Annotated in this window: 28 protein-coding genes; 13 read left to right on the forward strand and 15 right to left on the reverse strand. The window is 56.1% G+C overall.

Going from position 1 to position 24254, the window contains the following annotated elements:
- The first annotated feature begins 34 nt into the window (after window positions 1-34).
- On the forward strand, window positions 35-535 hold the full coding sequence (locus tag BC777_RS14050) for a hypothetical protein (RefSeq protein WP_100368779.1): 501 nt from the start codon (window positions 35-37) through the stop codon (window positions 533-535).
- Between the two features lie 22 nt (window positions 536-557).
- Here the strand turns inward: BC777_RS14050 and ureG are convergent, their stop codons facing one another.
- The 8 genes from ureG to BC777_RS14090 form a co-directional block, all read right to left on the reverse strand.
- On the reverse strand, window positions 558-1178 hold the full coding sequence (gene ureG / locus BC777_RS14055; protein WP_100368780.1) for an urease accessory protein UreG: 621 nt from the start codon (window positions 1176-1178) through the stop codon (window positions 558-560).
- Entirely contained in the window at window positions 1175-1822 is a 648-nt protein-coding gene (locus BC777_RS14060) for an urease accessory protein UreF (RefSeq protein ID WP_100368781.1), read from the reverse strand. The genes ureG and BC777_RS14060 overlap by 4 nt, the downstream gene beginning before the upstream one ends.
- Entirely contained in the window at window positions 1812-2285 is a 474-nt protein-coding gene (locus BC777_RS14065) for an urease accessory protein UreE (RefSeq protein WP_100368782.1), read from the reverse strand. The genes BC777_RS14060 and BC777_RS14065 overlap by 11 nt, the downstream gene beginning before the upstream one ends.
- Window positions 2286-2293: 8 nt before the next feature.
- Complete coding sequence (gene ureC / locus BC777_RS14070) at window positions 2294-4003, reverse strand: urease subunit alpha (protein WP_100368783.1); 1710 nt, start codon at window positions 4001-4003, stop codon at window positions 2294-2296.
- Window positions 4003-4308: an urease subunit beta gene (locus tag BC777_RS14075; protein ID WP_100368784.1), complete on the reverse strand. Its 306-nt coding sequence runs from the start codon at window positions 4306-4308 to the stop codon at window positions 4003-4005. The genes ureC and BC777_RS14075 overlap by 1 nt, the downstream gene beginning before the upstream one ends.
- Window positions 4309-4319: 11 nt before the next feature.
- Complete coding sequence (locus BC777_RS14080) at window positions 4320-4622, reverse strand: urease subunit gamma (RefSeq protein WP_100368785.1); 303 nt, start codon at window positions 4620-4622, stop codon at window positions 4320-4322.
- Window positions 4623-4625: 3 nt separating this feature from the next.
- Window positions 4626-5474 (reverse strand): urease accessory protein UreD, encoded by an 849-nt coding sequence (locus tag BC777_RS14085; RefSeq protein ID WP_245834369.1) that lies wholly within the window; start codon window positions 5472-5474, stop codon window positions 4626-4628.
- 182 nt (window positions 5475-5656) lie between these two features.
- The gene (locus BC777_RS14090) at window positions 5657-7255 is read right to left on the reverse strand and encodes a phosphoenolpyruvate carboxykinase (protein WP_100368787.1); all 1599 of its coding nucleotides are present in this window, start codon (window positions 7253-7255) and stop codon (window positions 5657-5659) included.
- A 302-nt stretch (window positions 7256-7557) separates the two neighbouring features.
- Between BC777_RS14090 and BC777_RS14095 the strand changes: the two genes are divergently transcribed.
- From BC777_RS14095 to BC777_RS14130, 8 genes are all read left to right on the forward strand, one after another.
- On the forward strand, window positions 7558-8259 hold the full coding sequence (locus tag BC777_RS14095; protein WP_008232971.1) for a response regulator transcription factor: 702 nt from the start codon (window positions 7558-7560) through the stop codon (window positions 8257-8259).
- A gap of 3 nt (window positions 8260-8262) precedes the next feature.
- Window positions 8263-9999: a sensor histidine kinase gene (locus BC777_RS14100; RefSeq protein WP_100368788.1), complete on the forward strand. Its 1737-nt coding sequence runs from the start codon at window positions 8263-8265 to the stop codon at window positions 9997-9999.
- A gap of 2 nt (window positions 10000-10001) precedes the next feature.
- The gene (locus BC777_RS14105; RefSeq protein ID WP_100368789.1) at window positions 10002-10427 is read left to right on the forward strand and encodes an HPr kinase/phosphorylase; all 426 of its coding nucleotides are present in this window, start codon (window positions 10002-10004) and stop codon (window positions 10425-10427) included.
- Window positions 10424-11338, forward strand: coding sequence for an RNase adapter RapZ (gene rapZ / locus BC777_RS14110; RefSeq protein ID WP_100368790.1), 915 nt, complete (start codon window positions 10424-10426; stop codon window positions 11336-11338). Before BC777_RS14105 ends, rapZ begins: the two co-directional genes overlap by 4 nt.
- Complete coding sequence (locus BC777_RS14115; RefSeq protein WP_100368791.1) at window positions 11335-11730, forward strand: PTS sugar transporter subunit IIA; 396 nt, start codon at window positions 11335-11337, stop codon at window positions 11728-11730. Before rapZ ends, BC777_RS14115 begins: the two co-directional genes overlap by 4 nt.
- Window positions 11727-11996: an HPr family phosphocarrier protein gene (locus BC777_RS14120; RefSeq protein WP_100368792.1), complete on the forward strand. Its 270-nt coding sequence runs from the start codon at window positions 11727-11729 to the stop codon at window positions 11994-11996. Before BC777_RS14115 ends, BC777_RS14120 begins: the two co-directional genes overlap by 4 nt.
- Window positions 11997-12023: 27 nt before the next feature.
- The gene (locus tag BC777_RS14125) at window positions 12024-12902 is read left to right on the forward strand and encodes a lysophospholipid acyltransferase family protein (RefSeq protein WP_100368793.1); all 879 of its coding nucleotides are present in this window, start codon (window positions 12024-12026) and stop codon (window positions 12900-12902) included.
- Window positions 12903-12974: 72 nt separating this feature from the next.
- The gene (locus BC777_RS14130) at window positions 12975-13439 is read left to right on the forward strand and encodes a hypothetical protein (protein ID WP_100368794.1); all 465 of its coding nucleotides are present in this window, start codon (window positions 12975-12977) and stop codon (window positions 13437-13439) included.
- Between the two features lie 52 nt (window positions 13440-13491).
- Here the strand turns inward: BC777_RS14130 and BC777_RS14135 are convergent, their stop codons facing one another.
- Window positions 13492-14367: a 3-hydroxybutyryl-CoA dehydrogenase gene (locus BC777_RS14135; protein WP_100368795.1), complete on the reverse strand. Its 876-nt coding sequence runs from the start codon at window positions 14365-14367 to the stop codon at window positions 13492-13494.
- 158 nt (window positions 14368-14525) lie between these two features.
- Here BC777_RS14135 and BC777_RS14140 point away from each other — a divergent pair, with 158 nt between their 5' ends.
- Window positions 14526-15371, forward strand: coding sequence for a DUF6473 family protein (locus BC777_RS14140; protein WP_100368796.1), 846 nt, complete (start codon window positions 14526-14528; stop codon window positions 15369-15371).
- A gap of 51 nt (window positions 15372-15422) precedes the next feature.
- On the opposite strand, the gene BC777_RS14145 is transcribed toward BC777_RS14140, so the two are convergent.
- The 5 genes from BC777_RS14145 to BC777_RS14165 form a co-directional block, all read right to left on the reverse strand.
- On the reverse strand, window positions 15423-16349 hold the full coding sequence (locus BC777_RS14145; RefSeq protein ID WP_100368797.1) for an electron transfer flavoprotein subunit alpha/FixB family protein: 927 nt from the start codon (window positions 16347-16349) through the stop codon (window positions 15423-15425).
- A complete protein-coding gene (locus tag BC777_RS14150) occupies window positions 16349-17107 on the reverse strand; it encodes an electron transfer flavoprotein subunit beta/FixA family protein (RefSeq protein ID WP_100368798.1) in 759 nt (252 codons plus the stop codon). The genes BC777_RS14145 and BC777_RS14150 overlap by 1 nt, the downstream gene beginning before the upstream one ends.
- Window positions 17108-17271: 164 nt before the next feature.
- Window positions 17272-17844, reverse strand: coding sequence for a cob(I)yrinic acid a,c-diamide adenosyltransferase (locus tag BC777_RS14155; RefSeq protein WP_100368799.1), 573 nt, complete (start codon window positions 17842-17844; stop codon window positions 17272-17274).
- Window positions 17845-17847: 3 nt separating this feature from the next.
- Window positions 17848-18054, reverse strand: a complete 207-nt coding sequence (locus BC777_RS14160) for a twin transmembrane helix small protein (protein WP_100368800.1) — start codon at window positions 18052-18054, stop codon at window positions 17848-17850.
- Between the two features lie 61 nt (window positions 18055-18115).
- Entirely contained in the window at window positions 18116-18943 is an 828-nt protein-coding gene (locus BC777_RS14165) for an SDR family oxidoreductase (RefSeq protein WP_100368872.1), read from the reverse strand.
- Window positions 18944-19058: 115 nt separating this feature from the next.
- Here BC777_RS14165 and BC777_RS14170 point away from each other — a divergent pair, with 115 nt between their 5' ends.
- Together BC777_RS14170 and BC777_RS14175 are read left to right on the forward strand one after the other, a co-directional pair.
- Window positions 19059-21401 carry a DNA topoisomerase IV subunit A gene (locus BC777_RS14170; protein WP_100368801.1) on the forward strand — a complete coding sequence of 781 codons (2343 nt, stop codon included), beginning with the start codon at window positions 19059-19061 and terminating at the stop codon, window positions 21399-21401.
- A gap of 96 nt (window positions 21402-21497) precedes the next feature.
- On the forward strand, window positions 21498-23381 hold the full coding sequence (locus BC777_RS14175; protein ID WP_100368802.1) for a PhoX family protein: 1884 nt from the start codon (window positions 21498-21500) through the stop codon (window positions 23379-23381).
- 101 nt (window positions 23382-23482) lie between these two features.
- Here the strand turns inward: BC777_RS14175 and BC777_RS14180 are convergent, their stop codons facing one another.
- Window positions 23483-23854, reverse strand: coding sequence for a VOC family protein (locus tag BC777_RS14180; RefSeq protein WP_100368803.1), 372 nt, complete (start codon window positions 23852-23854; stop codon window positions 23483-23485).
- A 223-nt stretch (window positions 23855-24077) separates the two neighbouring features.
- Between BC777_RS14180 and BC777_RS14185 the strand changes: the two genes are divergently transcribed.
- On the forward strand, window positions 24078-24254 hold a 177-nt coding region (locus tag BC777_RS14185), incomplete at its 3' end, for a GTP-binding protein (RefSeq protein WP_245834379.1).

Consider the following 24254-nt stretch of genomic DNA (forward strand, 5'->3'; position numbering starts at 1 on the left):
GAGATGAATAGTTTGTTTAAGTTTGGCTAAAATTATGTTGCGTTATGATTTTGAAATGTACCCGGTAGACACCGCACATTGCGCGTCTGAGGTACATACTGACAAGCGGATGACCAGCCAAGGTCATACGCGCTCTAACACGGTTGTCGCATTTTTCCGTGACCCCAAGACAAAGAACGTGGTGACGTCCGCCCCCCCTATTTTGCGCCTATTTCTGGAAGAAGCTGGATTTCATCTTTCCGATTCAGACCAGTGGGCACCCAACACCGTACCTGCCAAATCAGATGATGATCTACGTCGTGCGCTTGCCGTACAGTTGACAGCAGCCCTGTCAAATCGTGCGTTGAAAAAGGCATTGGCGCGCGCTGCGAATGAAACCGAATTTGATGTGGCGTCGTTTATAGCGGCGGTCGTATCAAAGCAAACGCCGCAGGGTGGCCTGGATGATGCAGCGCCGCAGTGTGTTGTGACACCCAGAAGCCCAAGTCAGGTGCGCGCGCAGCGGCGTTATAACTGTAGCGTACGTCCGCGGTAGCAACTCCTGTGCTGGGGGCCATTTACTTTGCCGTCAGACCGCCCATTTCGATGACAAACTGAACCACGTCATCCACCCCTTCGCCATGTTTGAGCGCACAGAACGCGAAAGGGCGGTCGCCCCGCATCTTTTTGCTGTCATGTTTCATAACATCCAATGATGCCCCGACATGTGGGGCAAGATCGGTTTTGTTGATGACCAAAAGGTCAGAGCGGGTGATGGCCGGGCCACCTTTGCGTGGAATTTCTTCGCCCGCGGCCACATCGATCACGTAGATCGTGATATCAGCAAGTTCGGGGCTAAAGGTGGCCGACAGGTTGTCGCCTCCGCTTTCGATCAGCACAAGGTCCAGATCATCGTGACGGCTCTGCATCTCTGCGACGGCTGCCAGATTAATCGATGCGTCTTCGCGGATCGCGGTGTGGGGGCAGCCGCCCGTTTCAACACCTAGCACCCTGTCCTGGGGCAGGATCTGCATCCGCATCAGCGCCTCGGCGTCCTCTTGGGTATAGATATCGTTGGTGATCACCCCGATTGAGTATGCAGGGTGCAGCGCCTTGGCGAGTGCCGCAGTCAGTGTCGTCTTGCCGGCCCCGACCGGCCCACCGATCCCGACGCGCAGAGGCCCGTTCATCGCGGTCATGTGCGGAATATCCTTGGTTGGAGGGTTTCGTGATGCATTGCTGCGATATCGACCATGAAAGCGGTGCTTTGCAGGTCGTCCAGCGTGGTGCCTTCCGTTGCCTTCGCAGTTTCATCGCAAAGCGGGGTGAGAGCCGCGAGGGTCGCTTGCCCTTCGGTTTGCCCGAGCGCCATCAAACGCATCGCTGCTGAGATTAAGTTGCTGATCACCGCCTGCAGGTACATCGCCGCCGTGAGCGAAACATCAATGCTTTGCTTTGATGCTGCCGCACCAACCGCGACGGGGTAGGCGTAAGACATATCTTCACCGCCCCAAATCGCTGCAGTTGTTTTGCAAAATGCCGCCCCTTGCAGGTTCTGCTCAAGTTGTCGTTCTGATGATGCTGCGAATGCCAGCGCTGTGCCGTTGACCATCACCAATGCTTTAGCGGTTTTGGCGGCGTAAGCCGCGCGCAGCAGGATGCAGTCATTACGCCCGCTACCGTGACTGATGATATCCGTCAGCCACTCTCTAAGGTCGGCGTTTGACGTGATTGCACCTGCCTGAATAGCCGCCTCAAGCCCATGCGAATAGGCAAAAGCCCCCACGGGGTATGCGGGCGACATCCATTGCGCCAGCGTCAGGATATCGCGCTTAGTGCTCATGCGCGGTGGCCACATGTTCATGGCTATGCGTGCGGCCATGCCCATAGGCCCCGCCTTCGGGTGTGAAAGGGGCGGTCACTGACGTGACGGTCGCGCCCAGATGTTCCAGCATATGTCCGATGACGCCATCCGCCTGGATCAAAAGGTGACCGTCGTTGATCTGGCAAGGCGTGTGGCGGTTTCCGACGTGCCATGCAAGACGCACAAGGTCGTTGCCTGTCACCTGATAGAGATCTTCTGCCGCTGCCGATATTTCGACCAGACTTCCGTCATTCAGTTCGAGCGCATCCCCATGATTGAGCGAGGTGGTCTGCGCCAGATCAACAAGGAATGCTTTGCCAGTGGCGGTCTCCAACCGTTTGCGCCGCAGGAAACGTGCGGCGTAGTCAAGCGCACAAGTCTCGGCGGGGCCGGACCAGTCTCCGGCTTGTCTGACGGTTTGAGCGATGGGCAGCGATGACATATCGGACCTCAGAACATGAAGTAGCGTTGTGCCATCGGCAGGGCCTCGGCGGGTTCGCAGGTGAGCAGGACGCCGTCGGCGCGCACTTCGTAGGTTTCGGGGTGGACCTCGATTTGCGGCAGGGCGTTATTCATCACCATATCGGCTTTGCTGATCTTGCGTGTGTTCTTGATCGCGACGGTTTGCTTGGCCAGCCCGAGTTCATTGCGCAGCCCCCGGTCATGCGCTGCAGTCGATACAAAACTGACCGAGGAATGGGTCAGCGACGTTCCGTAAGCGGCAAACATGGGTCTTGTGTAGACAGGTTGTGGCGTTGGGATTGATGCGTTTGGATCACCCATTTGCGCCACGACGATTGAGCCGCCCATGAGAACCATCTCTGGTTTGACGCCAAAGAATGCAGGGCTCCACAACGCTAAATCCGCCCGCTTGCCCACACTGATGTCGCCGATCACATGGCTGACACCTTGGGCAATGGCGGGGTTGATCGTGTATTTCGCGATATAGCGGCGGACGCGCTGATTATCATTTTCGCCAGTCTCATCATCCAGACGTCCGCGTTGCTTTTTCATCTTATCTGCGGTCTGCCATGTGCGGATGATCACCTCGCCGACGCGCCCCATGGCCTGACTGTCAGAGGCAATGATCGAAAACGCGCCCATGTCGTGTAGAATATCTTCAGCCGCGATCGTCTCGCGCCGGATGCGGCTTTCGGCAAAGGCGATGTCTTCAGGGATCGACTTGTCCAGATGGTGACAGACCATCAGCATATCCAGATGCTCTTCCAGCGTGTTCACCGTGAAGGGCCGTGTGGGGTTCGTCGAAGACGGCAAAACATTCGCATCGCCACAGATTTTGATGATGTCGGGGGCGTGGCCGCCACCAGCACCTTCAGTATGGAAGGCGTGGATCGTGCGGCCTTTCATGGCGCCGACCGTGTGCTCCACAAAGCCGGACTCGTTGAGCGTATCCGTATGGATCATCACCTGCACGTCCATGTCATCGGCGACAGACAGACAGCAATCAATCGCGCCTGGGGTGGTGCCCCAGTCTTCATGCAGTTTCAGCGAGCAGGCTCCAGCGTTCACCATTTCGACCAAAGCGTCGGGCTGGCTGGCGTTACCTTTGCCAGACAGACCAATGTTCATGGCGATGCCGTCGAAAGACTGCAACATCCGCCCGATATGCCAAGGCCCCGGCGTACAAGTTGTCGCCAGTGTGCCATGCGCAGGCCCGGTGCCGCCGCCAAAACAAGTGGTGACGCCTGAATGCAGAGAATCTTCCATCTGCTGCGGGCAGATAAAGTGGATATGGCTGTCCATGCCACCCGCAGTCAGGATGCGGCCTTCACCTGCAATCACCTCTGTCCCCGGGCCGACGATGATATCAACGCCGGATTGCGTGTCTGGGTTGCCCGCCTTGCCGATGGCGTGGATCAGGCCGTCTTTCAAAGCAACATCCGCCTTATAGATGCCGGCGTGGTCGACAATCAATGCGTTGGTGATGACCGTATCAACGGCCCCGCCGGCGCGGGTGACTTGGGATTGGCCCATGCCGTCACGGATGACTTTGCCGCCGCCGAATTTGACTTCTTCGCCATAGGTGGTCAGGTCGCGCTCGACCTCGATGATCAGATCGGTGTCGGCAAGGCGTAGTTTGTCGCCGGTCGTCGGGCCGTACATGGCGGCGTAGTGGGCACGGGAAATCTCGCGGGGCATTACAGGTCTCCCATGATCTGTTGGTTAAAGCCGAAAACGCGGCGCGCGCCGCCGATGGGGATGAGTTGTACTTCACGGCGTTGGCCCGGTTCAAAACGGACGGCGGTACCGGATGCGATATCAAGGCGCATCCCGCGTGCGGCGTCGCGGTCGAAATCCAGCGCGGGGTTGGTTTCGGCGAAATGGTAGTGACTGCCAACCTGCACTGGCCGGTCGCCGGTGTTGGCCACCATCAAGGTGATCGCATCGGCGTCTGCGTTCAGCATCAGGTTTCCATCAGCAGGAAAGAGTTCTCCGGGGATCATGGGCGTACCTCCTACCTGATCGGGTTGTGGACGGTGACGAGTTTTGTGCCGTCGGGGAATGTTGCCTCGACCTGCACTTCGTGGATCATCTCGGCGATACCATCCATGCATTGATCGCGGGTAATGACGTGGCCGCCAGCTTCCATCATATCGGCAACGGAGCGCCCGTCGCGTGCACCCTCGACGACGGCGTCGGTGATCAGCGCAATCGCTTCGGGGTGGTTCAGCTTCACGCCACGGGCCAGCCGTTTGCGCGCCACCTCGGCGGCCATCGCCACCAGCAGTTTGTCTTTTTCACGCGGGGTGAGTTGCATGGGTCAAAGCCTCCATGAAATGGGAAGAGAGTTATTGGTAAGATCATCCAAAACCGGGATGAGGGCGCGGCGCAACTCAAAACCGTCAGATGCAAGATGACGGATCACCAAAACATCCGGTGCAATCAGGCTGGCACCTGCTGTTGGTGGCAGCATTTTGCGCAAGGCGTCGCGTTTGGAGGCGGCAGCAGGATCTATCCAGACAAGGCTGGCCATTGCCTTGGCCGCGTTTGCTATCGCGGGGCGAGCCATATGTGCAGCGGCATCGCCGACGATATCCATACCATCAAGATACAGGGGGCTGCCGTTTCGGGTGATCCTGATCCGATCATGAAAGCGGATATGATGCAGTTTTTCGGCCATGGCGGTGCGGCCAAAGACGATGGGTTCGACCATCAGCAGGCGCGCATCTACTTCCAGATCAATCGCGAGGCTGCGTTGCAGGGCGCAATGATCAAAGAGGATCAGTTCCTGTGGGAGCCAGTTGAGTTGCGCGCCCGCTTTCACAGTCAGGCGCGTGGTCACTTGACCAACCTCACCAGTTTGCGCGCGATAGGCGCGTTCGGCGGCTTGGGTTGTGAGCGTCAGGCGGGTATCGCGTTTGGCGGTGGCGGTGAGTGTGAACCTATCGCCGCCGGTTATGCCGCCCGCGGTGTTGACGATAATGCCTTCAAGTGTCGGGCTGTGGTTTTGCGGAAAAACCAGTTTCGTTGATCCGGCCTGGCGCAGCTGTGCGATCTGGGTGCGCCCGTTTGGCTGGGAGGTAACGGTCAGCGCACCCTCGCCAACAGCGCGGGGTTGCGCGGGGCGCGTAGTTGTAAAACTGGTGTGATGCGGCAGGTTAATCGTCAACTCCGGAACTTTAAAGAGTGCGCAGAGATTGATCATATTTCGTGGATGATAGGCAGCGTTTCCGATCCATCGGATAAGAAATGTTCCCAAACCGTATACGTATTGGGCGGTTTAGGATTGATGTGCTGTATTTATGGGCGGTTGAGGAAGGTAAGGTGGATCATGATCCACCTTACGTCGATTTACCCAATCGCTGCAGCTTTGACGTCATCGTCAATGAACGGCACATATTTTTCGAAGTTGTCGCTGAACATCGTCACCAGCTTTTCGGCTTGCGCGTCATAGCCTGCCTTGTCGGCCCATGTGTCACGTGGGTTCAGCAATCCGTCATCAACGCCATCAACCGAGATCGGCACGTCAAAGCCGAAATGCACATCCTTACGGAAAGTGCTTTCAATCAGCGTGCCGTCCAATGCGGCAGAAAGCAGGGCGCGTGTGGCTTTGATCGGCATCCGTGAACCAGTGCCATAAGCCCCGCCAGTCCAACCTGTATTTACAAGCCAGCAGGTGGCCCCATGACTTGCGATCTTGTTGCGTAGCAGGTTGCCGTAGACCTCTGGTCTGCGCGGCATGAAGGGCGCGCCGAAGCATGTGCTGAACGTGGGTTCGGGTTCCGTCACGCCACGCTCTGTCCCTGCAACCTTGGAGGTGAAGCCGGATAAGAAGTGGTACATCGCCTGTGCCGGTGTCAGCCGCGCGATGGGTGGCAACACGCCGAAGGCATCACAGGTCAACATTATGATGTTTTTGGGGTGCCCGCCAAGCGCGGTATTGGATGCGTTTGAAATATAGTTCAACGGGTAAGCACAGCGCATGTTTGCGGTCAGGCTATCGTCTTCAAAGTCCAGTTCCAGCGTTTCTGGATCAAAGACCATATTTTCGATAACGGTGTGCGGCATTTCGCAAGTGGCGTAGATTTCCGGTTCCGCTTCTGGGTCCAGGCCGATGGTCTTGGCGTAGCACCCACCTTCAAAGTTAAAGGTGCCACGGTCGGACCAGCCGTGTTCGTCATCACCGATCAAAACACGTGTCGGATCTGCGGACAATGTTGTTTTGCCAGTACCAGACAGGCCAAAGAACACGGCCGTATCAACCGGATTGCCCGGTGCATGATTGGCCGAACAATGCATTGGCATAATGCCCTTTTCAGGCAGCAGGTAGTTGAGCAGGGTGAAGACAGACTTCTTGTTCTCGCCCGCGTATTCAGTGCCGCCGATCAGGATCAGCTTTTTCTCAAAGTTCATCGCGATCACGGTTTCAGAGCGGCACCCATGTTTGGTTGGGTCCGCTTTAAAAGTCGGGCAGTTGATCACTGTGAAGTCGGGGGTAAACGTCTCAAGCTCGGATGCCTCTGGGCGGCGCAGCATGTGACGAATGAAGAGGCCATGCCATGTCAGCTCTGTCACGACCCGCACGTCAAGGCGGTGTGCGGGGTCGGCGCCGCCAAACAGGTCTTGCACGTTGTAAGTGCCGCCTTTCATATGATCCAGCATATCAGCATAGAGCACGTCAAAATGTGCAGGTTCCATTGGCGGGTTGTTGTCCCACCAGATTGTATCTGCCACGTTATCGGTTTTGACGACGAATTTGTCTTTCGGTGACCGACCGGTGTGCTTGCCTGTTGAGACTAAGAACGTTCCACCTTTTCCGGTCACACCTTCGCCCGCAGCAACGGCGGCATCGTGTAATTCTGCTTCAGTGCGGTTGTAATAGACATAACCCAGCCCTGTGATGCCTTGATCTTCAAGTTTCATCGACGGGTTGACCGTACCGTGGTCCATGGGTTCGCTCCTTTTTGAAGTGGCCGAGTTGGCCTGCGATGGTCTTCCATAGCACCAAGCTTTCCAAGGCGGATACCCCAGTTTGCCCACGTTAGCGCAACCATTTTGATGTTAGCGCAATCAAATAAGATAGCGGCGGAAATAGGCCCGCGCTAGAACCGCAAATTCGGCAAAAGTAACCCAATTGTGGCAAATATAAGGCAATGTTTGACTTAACAGTTGATTCGCCTGTTCAAAACAGTGAAAAGTGCTAAAGCAACGTCTGTAAGAGCGTCGAGCATGTTTAATGAAGGGTTTCCAATATGTCGCGAATAGCACTTGTAGATGATGACAGGAATATCCTCACGTCTGTTTCGATGACCCTTGAGGCAGAAGGCTTTGAGGTGGAGACCTACAATGACGGTCTGTCGGCGCTTGAGGCCTTTAACAAGCGCATGCCTGATATGGCCGTTCTGGACATCAAGATGCCACGCATGGACGGTATGGACTTGTTGCAGCGTCTGCGGCAAAAAACCTCGATGCCTGTTATCTTCCTGACGTCGAAGGATGATGAGATCGACGAAGTCCTTGGCCTTAGAATGGGCGCAGATGACTACGTAAAAAAGCCATTTTCTCAGCGTTTACTTGTCGAACGAATCCGGGCGCTCTTGCGGAGGCAAGATGCGATTGCGGGCGAAGAGATTGAGGAAACCGAGGACACCAAGGTTATGGTCCGCGGTGAGTTGGTGATGGACCCGCTCCGTCACGCGGTAAAGTGGAAAGGGAAAGACGTATCCCTTACGGTAACGGAATTTTTGTTGTTGCAGGCGTTGGCCCAGCGACCCGGCTTTGTCAAAAGCCGCGATCAGCTGATGGATGTCGCCTATGACGACCAAGTCTATGTGGACGATCGTACGATCGACAGCCACATCAAACGTCTGCGCAAAAAGATGCGCAACACGGATAACGAGTTCTCTGCGATCGAAACCCTTTATGGCATTGGGTATCGCTACAACGAAGAGTAAGTCATGACGGCAGCGCCGAAAATTGACGTACGCGACCTGAAGTCCGTGCGTGCTGCGGCGCGTACGCCCGACCTTGTGCTGGGCGATGACTGGGTCGACCCGGATCTTGTCACCGAAGATATCGAAGTTGATGAGATCCCGGGTGGTCGCCTGTTTGCGCTGCGCCGGTCGCCCATTGCCCGCAAGATCATCACGTTCAACTTGATTGCTTTGATGCTGCTGATTGCTGGAGTGCTTTATCTGAGCCCTTCGCGCGATAGTTTGGCGTTTCAACGTGCCAATGGCCTTATCAATGAAGCGCAGCTGATTGCGGATGTGTTTGAAGGTCAGCTGCCGTCGATTGCGCCGGTCAATCTGGTCACGGCTGATGGGATTAACCCGACGGCAACGTTGAACGGTCTGAACTTGCGCGGCGGTGTGGAGGTGTCGGTCTTTGCCCCTGATACCACTTTGGTCGCGCGCGCCACAGGTAGCCTTAATGCTGAACAGATCGCGGAACTGGAAGAGCAGACGGGCGGCACTTTCATCCTTGATTTTCTTGTATCCCTTTGGGAAGGCATGGTTAGTTTGGGTTCTTTTGGCGAAGAACCTGTGGACGCCGACGAAGCCTTTGTGCAGCTGTCTCAGGAAAATGTTCGGTTAGCGATGGAAAGTGGCACCCAATTGGAGGCCTCGGAGATTGCAGGCGCGACCAGTTTCATTGTGACAACGCCGATCATGCGCAATGACGTGGCCGTCGGGGTGATCGCTGTCACCACCGCTGCGGGTGAGGTCGATAGCCTTGTGCGCCGCGAACGCGAACAGTTCTTGCGACTGTTCTTTGTGGGTGTGCTTGTGAGCATCGGGTTGAGCCTTGTGCTGGCATCGACGATTGCCAATCCGCTAGCCCAACTGGCGACGGCTGCAGAGGCGAGCCAGGAAAAGAACGCGCGCAAGATGTCGCCGGGGCGGGTGCGTATTCCTGATCTTAGCGGACGCCCGGACGAGATTGGCCGCTTGTCGGCTGCATTACGCAGTATGGTCTCTGCTTTGTATGAACGCATTGAAGGCAACGAGCAGTTTGCCGCTGACGTTGCCCATGAGATCAAGAACCCGCTGGCGTCCTTGCGGTCCGCCGTTGGCACCATGCGTGTCGCCAAGCGTGATGATCAGCGCGAACGCCTGCTTGAGGTAATCGAGCATGATGTGAAACGGCTTGATCGTTTGGTCAGCGATATCTCAAACGCATCGCGGTTGGATAGTGAACTGGTCAAGGAAGAAGAAGAGACATTTGACCTCATCCATATGCTTGGCAATATCGCCGAGTTCCTAGGCAAGGACGCCACGTCGCGTGGTGTCGATTTTGTTGCGGACCTGCCCGACGGCGAGATTATGGTGCAGGGTCTGGAAGGGCGCATGGCGCAGGTGTTTGTCAATTTGATCACGAACGCCATTTCGTTCTGTGACAGAGGTGATGCCATCCGCGTATGGGCGCGGACCCGGCAAAACCGCGTGTTGGTCGTGGTTGAAGATACCGGTCCGGGCATCCCCGATGATGCGCTGACCAAAGTGTTCCAGCGGTTCTATTCGGAACGGCCCGAAGGGCAATTTGGGAATAACTCTGGTCTTGGTCTGGCGATTTCCAAGCAGATTGTCGAAGCGCATGCCGGTGCTATCTGGGCGGAAAACATCCGCCCGACTGACGCTGACCCGACGTCTGAACCTCTGGGCGCACGTTTCGTCGTCGGCCTGCCGATCTAGTTATGTCTGCGTCCGACACCCTCCATGCCAGCTGTGTGGCTTGGGAAGATCGGGCCGTTTTGATCATGGGCGCTGCAGGCGCTGGAAAATCAGCGCTGGCGCTGACCTTGATGGCGCTGGGTTGTGGTTTGGTTGCCGATGACCGTGTGTGCCTCTCTGTCAAAGAAGGTGCCCTTGTCGCTGAGCCCCATCCAAATATTCAAGGGCTGATCGAAGCACGCGGTGTTGGGATATTGAACGCGACCACGCTGCCTGCCGCCCGGGTCGTCTTGGCCGTTGATCTTGATTACAGCGAGACAAATCGCCTGCCACAGCAGCAGCTATTCACGTATTTGGGATGTGATTTGCCCTTGATATGCCGCATTGATGCATCACACTTTGCACCTGCAGTATTACAAATCCTCAGGTCTGGCTGGAGCGATAGATGACCAAAACAGGTCTTGATCCCGTGGTTCCCGCACCCGCCGTGGTGTTGGTGACAGGCCCGTCTGGTGCGGGTCGCTCTACGGCGATCAATGCGCTTGAGGATTTGGGCTTTGAGGTGATCGACAATCTGCCGCTGTCCCTTCTCCCACGGCTATTGGATGGTCCGCCGCCCACACGCCCTTTGGCGCTGGGCGTCGATGTGCGCAACCGTGACTTCAGCACAGCCGCCTTGATCGATACCATCGATCGTCTTACCGGCAAGGGCGAGCTGACCGCACAGGTGCTCTACATGGATGCCGCAGAGGAAGAGTTGGTACGCCGGTATTCCGAAACGCGGCGTCGGCATCCGCTGGCCCCTGCCGGTTCACCTTTGGAAGGCATCGCCGCAGAGCGGGCGCTGCTGGTCCCGGTGCGTGCGCGGGCGGATGTGTTGATTGATACGACAGGTCTGTCGCCCCATGATGCCAAGGTAGAGGTGGAACAGTGGTTCGGGGCGGGTGACGGACGCAAGTTGGGTGTGACGCTGCATTCATTTTCCTACAAGCGTGGTTTGCCGCGTGGCATGGATATCGTTATGGACTGTCGCTTTCTGCAAAACCCCCATTGGGTTGAGAGATTGCGCAAACTTGATGGGCGTAACCCGGAAGTGGCGGCCTATGTTGCTGCCGATCCCCGGTTTTCGGCTTTCTTTGAGCAGGTCAAAGGACTTGCCGATCTGCTGCTGCCTGCACACCGGGATGAAGGCAAGGCACATCTGTCGATTGGCTTTGGATGCACAGGCGGCAAACATCGTTCCGTCACAATGACCGAGAAGCTGGCAGAAGCGCTTGCACAAGATGGTTGGCATGTGTCTAAGCGACACCGCGAGTTAGAGCGGCGCGCCGCTGAGGAAAACAAGGGAACCGCGGTTTGATCGGGATTGTCATTGTCGCGCATGGTGGGTTGGCGCAAGAGTATCACGCCGCAGTCGAACATGTCGTCGGCCCACAGCCGGGTATGGTCAGTATTGCCATCGGCCCCGAAGATGACCGTGCTATCAAACAGGATGAGATTTGTGATGCCGCTGATGGCGTTGACACGGGCGATGGCGTGGTCATCGTCACCGATATGTTCGGCGGATCACCGACAAATCTGTCATTGCGGGCCTGTAGCCCAGACAACCGCCGCATCCTTTATGGGGCGAACCTGCCCATGCTGATCAAACTGGCCAAGTCGCGCAACGCGACCGTTCCCGATGCGGTCGAAGCTGCGATTGCTGCGGCTCACAAATACATCAACAGCCATAAGGGTGGGCTACCCCAATGAACCGGATGCGCCTTGAAATCCAGAACATCAAAGGGCTGCATGCCCGCGCATCGGCCAAACTGGTGGAAGTCGTAGAAAGCTTTGACGCCGACGCAACTGTTCGCAAGGACGGCGAGAGCACAGGCGGTGACAGCATCATGGGGCTTTTGATGTTGGCAGCTTCTATCGGAACCTTTATTGAGGTGGAAACCCGCGGCCCGCAGGCGAAAGAGCTTGCAGCCGCTATCGAAAACCTGGTCGCCGACAAGTTTGGTGAAGGCGACTAACGCATGTGGATCGCATAGGACAATATATTGACCGAAACGACCCCCAAGGCCTCTGCCCAGCCCGCGTTGTCCGATAATCCGCCGCGGCTATACGACCGTGGCGCACTGACCTATTCGAACACATTTGATAGCCCGGTCAAACGCATCATCATCAAAACGATTGAATGGTTTACCGGTAAGATCCATGTGATCCGTATGATCCGCAAGTTTGAAAAAAAGGGCAAGCTGCGCGGACAGGCGTTTTGGCGCGGCGCACTGGATGTGATGGGGATTGACCTGATCACCCCGCAAGAGCAGCTAGACCGTATTCCCAAAACCGGCCCGGTTGTTGTTGTGGCAAACCACCCGCATGGGATGGTCGATGGGATGATCTTTGCTGATCTGATTGGGCGAGTCCGCACCGATTACCGCATCCTGACCCGCGCATTTCTGAAAGACATTGACGAGGAAGCGGGCAAATACATGATCCCTGTGCCCTTTCCGCATGATGAAGATGCACAGGCCAAAATGGTTGAGATGCGCAGGAATGCGATGGCGCATCTTAAAGAGGGCGGTGTTATTGCGGTTTTTCCATCGGGTGTCGTGGCATCGTCCAATTCACTGTTTGGGCCGATGATCGAGGATGAATGGAACCTCTTTACCGCCAAAATGATCCGCACCTCTGGCGCGCGGGTGGTGCCGCTATTCTTTCCCGGTGCCAATTCGCGTTGGTATCAGATTGCCAACCAACTTTCACCAACGCTTCGGCAGAGCCTGTTGATCCATGAAATCGTTAACGCCTGCGGGAAGCCGCAGAAACCGGTCGTGGGCCACCCGTTTGACGAAGACGAGGTGAAAGAGCGGCTTAAGGACCAGCGCGCCTGCATGGATTGGATGCGCGAAGAGACGTTGAAGCTGAAAGAGTAGTGGGCTTTGTATGTCTGCAATGCACAATGTGTTGCCGTTGACCTCGATCATTCACTGTATATTTTTCATGAAATGACCGATGTACAACTTCAGCTATTCGCGGACTATTTCCAATTTTACATTCAAGATGAGCAGTCGGATGGAATCGACGGTGATGCCTGGACGGATATAGCAAGCAACGCACGACTTGCTTTAGAGGCGAACGCTTTTGCCGTTAGCACTGCTCGAAACATGGAAGTTCCGGTGAAAATCGTTATCTCTGATATTTCACCCGACGTAGATTTATCTCTGTGGGATCATGTTGTTGAGTTTTCGATTTGTGTGCCATCAGGTCGGTTAGTTGTCGCAGGATGCACAGACTACTTTCCAGATGCGTTACGGCTAACTTTGGAAAGCGGCTGCTATGAAGCACGTGTGCTATACGCCAACCTAGACAAGGTTTCAGATGATGGCCTCGATGGTGACGACCACTACCGCGTTGAGCTTTGGAAAGGCCACGCCATACCGCTGAAAGTGCTTAAGCAGCACGCTGTTTAGTTAGACTTGAAATAGTCTACTTCCTGACTCAACCCAGCCGTTCCGGACACCGCTACCGCGTTGGTACTGGCACATCACCCCGATAGTCATAGAACCCGCGCTTTGACTTCCGACCCAGCCAGCCCGCTTCAACATATTTTGTCAGCAAAGGGCAGGGGCGGTATTTGGTATCGGCCAGCCCGTCGTGCAGCACGTTCATGATTGCAAGACAGGTATCCAGCCCAATGAAATCGGCCAGTTCCAGCGGCCCCATGGGGTGGTTCGCACCCAGCTTCAGCGAGGTATCAATCGACTGGACGGACCCCACGCCCTCATAAAGCGTATAGATCGCTTCGTTGATCATGGGCATCAGGATGCGGTTGACGATGAAGGCTGGAAAATCTTCGGCTGTGGCCGAGGTTTTACCCAAGCGCTCAACAACCGCATGGCAGGCCTTAAACGTCGGCTCATCCGTGGCAATGCCGCGGATCAATTCGACCAATTGCATGATCGGCACAGGGTTCATGAAGTGGAACCCCATGAATTTTTCGGGCCGGTCTGTGCGCGACGCAAGCCGCGTGATCGAGATAGATGATGTGTTCGACGTTAGGATCGTTTCGGGCTTCAGATGCGGGACCAGATCTTCGAAAATTGCGGTCTTGATCGTCTCACGCTCGGTCGCGGCCTCGATGATCAGGTCGGTTTTGCCGAGATCGGTCAGCGTTTGCGTTGTGCTGATCCGCTTCATCGCCTCCGCTTTTTGGGCCGCAGTAATCAAGTCTTTGCTGACCTGCCGGTCAAGATTTCGGTCAATCAGCGCGACTGCGGCGGTTAGGGCCTCTGCGCTGATATCTGTCAGCACGACCTCATAGTTGGCTAAGGCGAAGACGTGCGCGATGCCGTTGCCCATCTGCCCTGCGCCGACGATGCCTACCTGTTCAATTGCCATGATCAATCCTTTGCGGGTTCGGTGCACCATAGGCCCCCGCAGGGGGCGGCTTCAAGACGGCAGAAAGGGTAAAGTTTTCATCGAATGCCACTATTAGCGAATTCGCAAAGGATTTCGGCGAATCTGTTTTCGGGTGATGAAACGGAGGGGCGGAAGCCATGAAACATGAAAAAATTGAAAACGGTGATCTGTCTTACTCGCCGTGCCGTTACGGGGGATCTCGCATGCTGTTCCGCGGGCCACGTAAACGGCTTGATCTGCCGTATATTGCGTTTATCGGCGGGACCGAGACTTATGGCAAATTTATTGAAAAACCATTTCCGCAATTGGTTGAAAAAGCCATGCGCCAGACCTGCGTGAACTTCGGTTGTGTGAATGGCGGGATTGATGCCTTTGTGAACGACCCGACCGTTATGGGCATTTGTTCTGAGGCTGACTTGACCGTAGTTCAGGTGATGGGCGCGAATTTCCTGTCAAACCGTTTTTATTCGGTGCATCCGCGCCGCAATGACCGGTTCTTGCGCGCCTCTACTGTATTGCAGGCCATCTATCAGGACGTGGATTTTTCGGAGTTTTCCTTTACCCGCCATATGCTGAGCGTGCTGCACTCCAAATCGATTGAGCGGTTTGATACAGTCGTCAATGAACTGCGAGAGGCTTGGCTGGCGCGCATGCGCAACATGCTAGACCAAATTGGCGATAAGGTTATCCTTTTGTGGTTTTCGGACGATGTGATGACCGATGAACATTGGTCTGACCACCCCAATCAAATGCAGGTCGATCCTTTGTTTATTACCGCATCGATGATTGACGAGCTGCGCCCGTTGGTCAAAGACGTGGTTGTCGCAAACCCAACAGAACGGGCAGTGTCGCAAGGGTCGCGTGGCATGTTTTTCCCGCCGTCGCAGGCCAAGGCCGCGTCTGAGATGCTGGGCGTCGATTGTCATGTTGAGGCGAGCGCAGCCTTGATCCCCAGGATACGTGATCAGCTATACGCCATATGAAAAGGGCCCGCGCATGATGCGCGGGCCCTTTTCATTGCGATTTTGCCCAGCTTACAGTTTGCTTGTCAGCTCTGGTACTGCGTCAAACAGATCGGCCACCAGACCGTAGTCAGCCACTTGGAAAATCGGCGCTTCTTCGTCCTTGTTGATGGCGACGATGATCTTGCTGTCTTTCATACCGGCCAAGTGCTGGATCGCACCGGAGATGCCGACAGCGACATAAAGATCAGGCGCAACCACCTTACCCGTCTGGCCAACTTGCCAGTCGTTGGGCGCATAGCCGCTGTCTACAGCCGCACGGGATGCGCCCACGGCGGCGTTCAACTTGTCAGCCAGCGTTTCGATCAGGGCAAAGTCATCCTCGGAACCGACACCGCGACCACCGGAGACAACAACACCTGCGGATGTCAGCTCAGGACGGTCAGAGGCGGCAACCTTGTCTTCGACCCACTCGGACAGGCCGGGGTTGCCAGCCGCACCAATGCTTTCGACAGCAGCAGAGCCACCCATCGCAGCGGCATCAAAGCCGGCGGTACGGATTGTCATGACTTTTTTACTGTCGGAAGATTTCACCGTCTGGATCGCGTTACCCGCGTAGATCGGACGTTCAAACGTGTCAGCGTCAACGATCGCCGTTACTTCGGAAATCACCATCGCATCCAAGAGTGCGGCCACCCGTGGCATCACGTTCTTGGCGTCGGTCGTGCCGGGTGCAGCAATATGTGTGTAGTCGCCGGCGAGCGAGACGATCAGGTCGGCAGTCGGCTCGGCCAGACGGTGGCCCAATGCCGCATCTTCGGCACATAGCACTTTGGACACGCCTTCAATCGTTGCCGCCTCATCAGCCGCAGCTTTCGCGGACGCACCGGCACATAGGACGACTACATCGCCCAAAGCCTGTGCTGCGGAAACGGCCTTGGCCGTTGCATCAACGGCCAAGGCGCCGTCAGTGACTTCACCAATCAGAAGAACAGCCATTAAACAGCCCCCGCTTCTTTGAGTTTTTCAACAAGTTCATCGACAGAGCCAACAATAATGCCCGCTTTGCGCGCTTCTGGCTCGGCCGTGCCAACAATGCTCAGACGAGGTGCGACATCAACGCCGTAGTCGGCGGGTGTCTTTTCGTCCAAAGGCTTTTTCTTCGCCTTCATGATGTTTGGCAGCGATGCGTAACGCGGCTCGTTCAGGCGCAGATCAACAGTCACGATTGTGGGCATCTTGACCTTGATGGTCTGCAAACCGCCGTCCACCTCGCGTGTGACAGTCGCGCTGTCGCCGTCCACGTCAACTTCGGAAGCAAATGTCGCCTGTGACCAGCCCAGCAGAGCAGAGAGCATCTGACCCGTAGCGTTCATGTCGTTGTCGATGGCTTGCTTGCCGCACAGCACCAAACCAGGGGCTTCTTCCTTGACGATGGCCGCAAGAATTTTCGCAACAGCCAACGGCTCGATATCGGTGTGCACATCATCAGTGGCCACAACAAGGATCGCGCGGTCGGCACCCATAGCAAGGGCGGTACGCAGTGTTTCCTGGCTTTGCTTGACGCCGATAGAGACGGCAACCACTTCGTCAGCTTTGCCCGCTTCACGCAGGCGGATGGCTTCTTCCACGGCGATTTCGTCGAATGGATTCATCGACATTTTGACATTGGCGAGATCAACACCGGAACCATCCGCTTTGACACGAACCTTCACGTTGTAGTCGATCACGCGCTTGACGGGTACGAGGACCTTCATCTGCGTTACTCTCCTAAGAATCTGATCAATTGAGTTCTCGGGATGTTGTTATCCTGCGCGGTCGCGCAAAAACAGTGCAAAATCGACGCGCCAGAGGCTACCGACGCCACGTTCCTGACGTGCACGTCAGGTACGAACGTAAGGTGGATCATGATCCACCTTACTTAGCGGTTCGCACCGGGTACCCATAAGACGTCGTTCTTGCCGTTGTCATTGGCGATACGAGACGCCTGAAAACACCAGTCAGACAGCCGGTTGAGGTATTTGACCGCCGCAGGGTTCACCGATTCCATTGTGGCCAGTTCCACCGTTAAACGTTCTGCCCTGCGCGACACCGTGCGGCACAAGTGCAGATGTGCGGCCAAGGCTGACCCACCCGGCAGGATGAAACTGCGGAGTGGCTCGACCTCTTTGGTCATCGCATCAATCTGGCCTTCCAATCGTTCGACCTGCGCATCGGTCATGCGCAATACCGGGTATTCTTCTTCCCCGTCCTTTTCCATGTCGGGGCGACAAAGGTCGGCACCCAGATCAAACAGATCATTCTGGATCATCGCGAGCTGTGCGTCCATGTCACCCGTCGCGTGCAGACGCGCCAAGCCAACGGTAGCATTTGTCTCGTCCACGGTGCCATAGGATGTGACCCGCAAGGAATGTTTTGCGACCCGGCTGCCGTTGCCAAGTGCGGTTTCACCCGCATCGCCGGTTTTTGTATAAATCTTGTTGAGAACAACCATTTCTTAGCTTCCTTCGCCGCGCAGATAGACAAAAATGAGGATCATAACGACGGCCACCAATTGCGCACCGATGCGCCAGCGCATGATCTTATTGGCATGTTTGCGATTGTATTCACCACCCTTGCCAAAGCTGCCCATGCCCCACATCAAAATGCCCAGCACGATGAGCACCGAGAGTGACATCAGCCAGAAAAGGGGATCGTCTGCCATGGGTTTGCGTCCTTCGTTCGTGTTTCTGGCGATGTAGCGGGCAGGGCCGCGAAGGAAACCCTCAGCCCCGCAAAATCACCGCATCCAGCAACCGGGTAGAGAGAATGCGCCTGAGAAATCCCATCAGATACGTCGGTGTGGTCACATAGTATCGTGGCTTTGGCCGTTGTGATGTGAGCGCGTGCAGGATCTTTTTCGTCACGGCAGACGGCGGAAGCTCAAACTTGCCCGGTTTGGTATCGGTATATAGCCGATCAAGTTCTTCCCTGTAAGCATCGCGGCGTGCCGAGTTCTTCCAGTCTATCCATTTTTCGAAATGCGAGACAGCATTCTTGCGGAATTCGGAGGTGATTGGGCCCGGCTCAATCAGGACGACCTTGATATCAGTGTCTGACAGTTCCTGCCGCAGCACATCTGTCAGCCCCTCGAGCGCGAATTTCGTCGCCACATATGCGCCGCGCCACTTGTACCCTATGAACCCAAGCACGGACGAGCAGCTGATGATCCGGCCGTGCCCCTGCGCCCGCATCACCGGGACGACTAATCGCGTCAGCTCATGCCAACCAAAAAGGTTGGTCTCGAAAATCTCGCGCAATGCATCTGTCGGCAAATCTTCCACCGCACCGGGGCAGGCGTAGGCGCCGTTGTTATAAAGCGCATCGAGCGTGCCGCCGGTCGCCTCGAGCGTTTCGGCCAAGCCGGTTACGATGCTTTCGGCGTTTGTGTAGTCAATCAGCGGGCTTTCAAACCCCTCGCTGCGTAGTCTTTCGCAGTCTTCAGGCTTGCGGCAACTGGCGAACACGCGCCAGCCCGCTGTCCGCAATCCATGTGCGGCATCGTAACCGATGCCAGAGGATGACCCCGTAATGAGTATTGATTTCTGTGTCATCGCAACTGTTTGGCGCGCACAGCGCGCCGTGGCAAGAGCCATGACACCTAGAAGGCGAATGCATGCCCATATATAGTTGCTTTACGCCGGAATCGTGCATCGCTACACCATAGCTATGAGTGATGATATCGATACCGGCCTTGGCCCCAACGACGTAACTGAGACTTTGCGCCGCGCCATTGGCGACCGGTATCTGACCTATGCGCTGTCCACGATCATGCACCGCGCGCTGCCGGATGCCCGCGACGGGCTGAAACCGGTACATCGTCGCATCCTTTATGCAATGTCACGCCTGCGTTTGTCGCCTACCGGAGGTTTTCTGAAGTCGGCCAAGATCAGCGGCGACACGATGGGTGATTTTCACCCACATGGTGATGCGGCGATCTATGATGCGATGGCGCGGTTGGCGCAGGATTTTAACGTGCGCTACCCGCTGGTTGATGGTCAGGGTAATTTCGGCAACATCGACGGCGATAATCCTGCGGCTTCGCGCTATACCGAAGCCCGGATGACCGCTGCGGCCGAAGCATTGTTGGAGGGCCTATCCGAGGACAGCGTTGATTTCCGCGACAACTATGATGGGCGGCTGACCGAGCCGGCAGTCTTGCCGGCCACATTTCCGAACCTTCTTGCCAATGGGTCCAGCGGAATCGCTGTGGGGATGGCCACGAATATCCCGCCGCATAACCTGCATGAGTTGATTGACGCCTGCCTTCACCTGATCAAAACGCCGGATGCGCGCGACGACACGCTGCTCAACTATATTCCGGGGCCGGATTTCCCCACTGGCGGTGTGATCGTTGAACCCAAAGAAAACATTGCCGAAGCCTACCGCACCGGGCGCGGCGCCTTCCGCCTGCGCGCGAAGTGGGAGGTCGAAGACCTTGGGCGCGGTACATGGCAAGTGGTCGTGACCGAAATTCCTTATCAGGTACAAAAGTCAAAGCTGATCGAGAAGCTGGCCGAAGTGATCCAGCTTAAAAAAGTCCCACTGCTGGCAGATGTCCGCGACGAGAGCGCTGACGATATCCGTGTCGTACTGGAACCGCGCGCCAAGACCGTCGATCCTGAAGTCATGATGGGCATGCTGTTCCGCAACTCTGATCTGGAAACACGGTTCAGCCTGAATATGAATGTGCTGATTGATGGGCTGACGCCCAAGGTTTGCTCGCTCAAGGAGGTGCTGCGGGCTTTCTTGGAACATCGCCGCGACGTCCTGATCCGCCGTAGTAAATACCGGCTGGAAAAGATAGACCACCGGCTTGAGGTGCTTGAGGGCTTTATCATTGCCTTCCTGCATTTGGACCGTGTCATCGATATTATCCGCTATGACGATGATCCAAAGCAGGCGCTCATGGTCGAAGACTGGGCGCAGGATCACGTGCGTGCCATATCCGAGGCCGACTATCGTTCGCCCATCGTGCCTGGCGCCGATCCTGAGGTTTCGTTGTCCGAGGTGCAGGCCGAGGCCATTTTGAACATGCGCCTGCGGTCCTTGCGCCGTCTTGAAGAGCTCGAACTGATCGCCGAGCGTGATGCCTTGATGGAAGAGCGCGCGGGGATCGAGGATTTGCTGGAAAGCGATGACCTGCAATGGGCCAAGATTGCAGAGCAGTTGCGTGAGACCCGCAAGATCTTTGGCCGCGATAGTGATGGTGGCGCGCGGCGCACGCAGTTTGCCGAAGCCGCTGAAGTGGTCGAGGTGCCGCTGGAGGCGATGATTGAGCGTGAGCCGATTACGGTTGTTTGCTCTCAGATGGGCTGGGTTCGCGCGATGACCGGCCACATCGATCTGACGCGCGAGTTGAAATTCAAAGATGGCGACGGGCCACGTTTTATTTTCCATGCAGAGACGACCGATAAGCTGCTGGTCTTTGGCGCCAATGGCCGCTTCTACACCGTGGGTGCTACGAACCTGCCCGGCGGGCGCGGTATGGGCGAACCATTGCGCCTGATGATTGACCTGCCCAATGACGTGGAAATCGTGGATTTCCTGATCCACAAGCCCGGTGAAAAGCTGCTGGTTGCATCCGCAGAGGGCAACGGCTTTGTCGTCCCTGAGGAAGAAGTCGTGGCCCAAACGCGGAGCGGCAAACAGGTTCTGAATGTCAAAGACACAATTGCAAAAGTCTGTCATCGCGTCGTCGGCGATCATGTCGCTGTCGTGTCTGAGAACGCGAAATTCCTTGTGTTTGAAGTCAGCGAACTGCCCGAGATGAACCGTGGTAAGGGGGTGCGCATTCAGAAGTACAAGAAGGCCTCTGGCCGTCAGGGCATGTTGGAACTGGATGGCGGGTTGTCCGACATTACCACCTTCACATGGGCCGAGGGGCTGTCATGGCCTATGGGCGGCGGCAAGACCCGGACAGAGCCTGACATGACCGACTGGAAGGGCGCGCGCGCCGGGGTTGGCAAACGACCACCCTATGGGTTCCCCAAGAACAACCGGTTCAGTTAGTCGCTATCGTTACAAAGGTGTTACGCCACCGTCACATGATTGAATCTCATCGCAGGGACATTCGCGCTGTCAACTAACCAGCACGGAGCCAGTGTGATGAAAGATAACACCGATACTTACGACCTATCATGGGATGAATGGGACGAGCTGCAACGCCCCGCCCCCGAACAAACCGATTTTGATGATGTCGTCGAAGCCGCTATTTCACGACGCGGTTTTTTGACGGGTGTCTTGGCCTACGGATCAGGTGCTGCCGTGATGAGCACGGGCCTGCTTTCAGGTACATCTGTCGAGGCGCAGACCGCCAGCCGCTTTGGCTTTACGCCGATCCCGGTCCAGACAGATGGCACGGTCCACGTGCCTGAAGGCTACACCTGGGCGCCGGTCGCGCGCTGGGGTGAGCCGCTGTTTTCGGACGCGGAAGAACTAAGCCAAGAAACTGGGATGAGTGTAACAAGCTCTGATCGTGTGTTTGGAGAAAACACCGACGGTATGGAAGCTTTTGTCGTTGATGGTCGTCAGGTTATCGCGGTGAACCACGAATATGTGAACCCGCGCGAAAACCTGCCACATCAGGATGGCGAAGTCCTGAGTGCAGATGACGTACTGACATTGCAGAACATGCAGGGTGTAACCGTCATGGAAGTGGCAGAGGGCGATGACGGCTGGGCCATTGTTGTGGACAGTGACCTGAACCGCCGCATTACGCAAAACACACCGATGACAATCGCTGGTCCTGCCGCCGGGCACCCGCTGTTGCAGACGCCGGATGACCCTGCGGGCACAACTGTTTTGGGCACGATGAACAACTGCGGTGCAGGTAAAACGCCGTGGGGCACGTATTTGACCTGCGAAGAAAACTTTAACGGCTACTTCGGATCTACCGATCCTGCATTTGCGCTTCCTGAGGATTACGTCCGCTATGGCATCAGCCTTGAAGGTCGCTATGCCTATGAGAAGTTCGATGCGCGCTTTGACGTCAGCCAAAACCCGAATGAGCCGCACCGCTTCGGCTATATCGTTGAGATTGACCCGACCGATCCCACATCGACACCGATCAAGCATACAGCGCTGGGCCGTTTCAAGCACGAGAACGCAGCTGCTGTGATCGCACCTGATGGCCGTGTGGTTGTCTATATGGGCGATGATGAGCGGGGTGAGTTCCTGTATAAATACGTCTCGAACGACGTCTACACACCCGGTGGCCCAACGTCGGCCCTGTTGGATGATGGTCAGCTTTATGTCGCCAAGTTTAACAATGATCTGACCGGTGAATGGCTTGCCCTGACACCCGAAGCTACCGGCATGGATGAAGCCGAAATCGCGATCTACACGCGCATGGCGGCCTCTGCTGTAGGGGCAACAACCATGGATCGCCCGGAATGGGTTGCCGTAAACCCGGTTGCCGCCGAAGGGTACTGCTGCTTGACCAACAACTCTGACAGGGGCGTCGCACCAAACGCGGGTGGCGATGAAACACCGGTGAACGGCCCGAATCCACGTGCTGAAAACGACTATGGTCAGATCGTCCGCTGGTACCCCAGCAACGATGATCACGGCGCGCGGACCTTTACATGGGACCTGTATGTGATGGCCGGGAACCCGACTGTACACAGTGATGCCTATGGTGGGTCATCCAACATCAACGAAGGCAACCTCTTTAATGCACCTGACGGGATGCAGTTCGACAGCACCGGCCTGCTGTGGATTCAGACTGACGGTGATGATGACAATGAAGGCGACTTTGCGGGCATGGGGAACAATCAAATGCTTGCAGGTGATCCGATGACGGGTCAGATCGAACGCTTCCTGACGGGTCCAAAAGGGTCTGAGGTGACGGGCCTGACGTGGTCCGCTGATAAACGTACGATGTTTGTCGGCATCCAGCATCCAGCGGCCCCTTTCCCCGATGGGGAAGGAATGCTGCCGCGTTCGTCCATTGTGGCGGTGAAGCGCGTTGATGGCGCCATGGTCGGCTAACAAAGTTAGGGGTGCAGGCCGGATTAGGCCTGCACCACCCCGACGCGATGGCGTTTCTGACGCAGTGAATGCGGCACGGGTTAGCCGCGCCGTGCGCCCTTTTACCGATGCTGATCTACCAGAATATGATTGCCATCAGGGTCCTTGAGCATGAAGCTGGCTGGACCCTTGGTTGTTTCATCAGCCTCGGACAGGAACGCGAGCCCTTTGGCTTTCAACTGCTTTTGAATGTCGCGTACGTCATCAAACGTTTCCAATTCCTCGATATTCTGATCCCAGCCGGGATTAAAGGTGAGTGTGTTGCCCGGCAGAAAGCCTCCGAACAGACCAATAACGGTGTCGCCGTTGCGCAGGATAAGCCACCCCTGTTCCTCGTCGCCGCCAAACGGCTCAAAACCCAGTTTGGCATAAAACGCCTTTGAAACTGCAATATCCTTGACGTTCAAACTGACGGAGAATGCGCCGAGTTTCATGTTGATCCCCTTTCAAATCTAGGGCTTTAGGATATCACAGCCGCTACAGTTTCCGAAATTCCAAGCGCAGAGCATGTTTGGCATCAGGGCTTACGCGTAAAAAAGTTCGCGCAGCCCCGCCTTGGTGCCATCCCCCACTTGATTTCCCTGCCGTTTCCCAATACATCGCCCGCGATGTTGGACCGGGCCGGTTGTGGCCCCTCAAAATTAAGGGCCCTGCAAAATGGCTAAGGAAAAGTTTGAACGTAACAAGCCGCACGTGAACATTGGTACGATTGGCCACGTTGACCACGGCAAGACGACATTGACAGCGGCGATCACGAAGTACTTTGGTGACTTCCAGGCCTATGACCAGATCGACGGCGCGCCCGAAGAAAAAGCCCGTGGTATCACGATCTCG

It is taken from the genome of Yoonia maricola, from assembly GCF_002797915.1.
GTDB lineage: Bacteria > Pseudomonadota > Alphaproteobacteria > Rhodobacterales > Rhodobacteraceae > Yoonia > Yoonia maricola.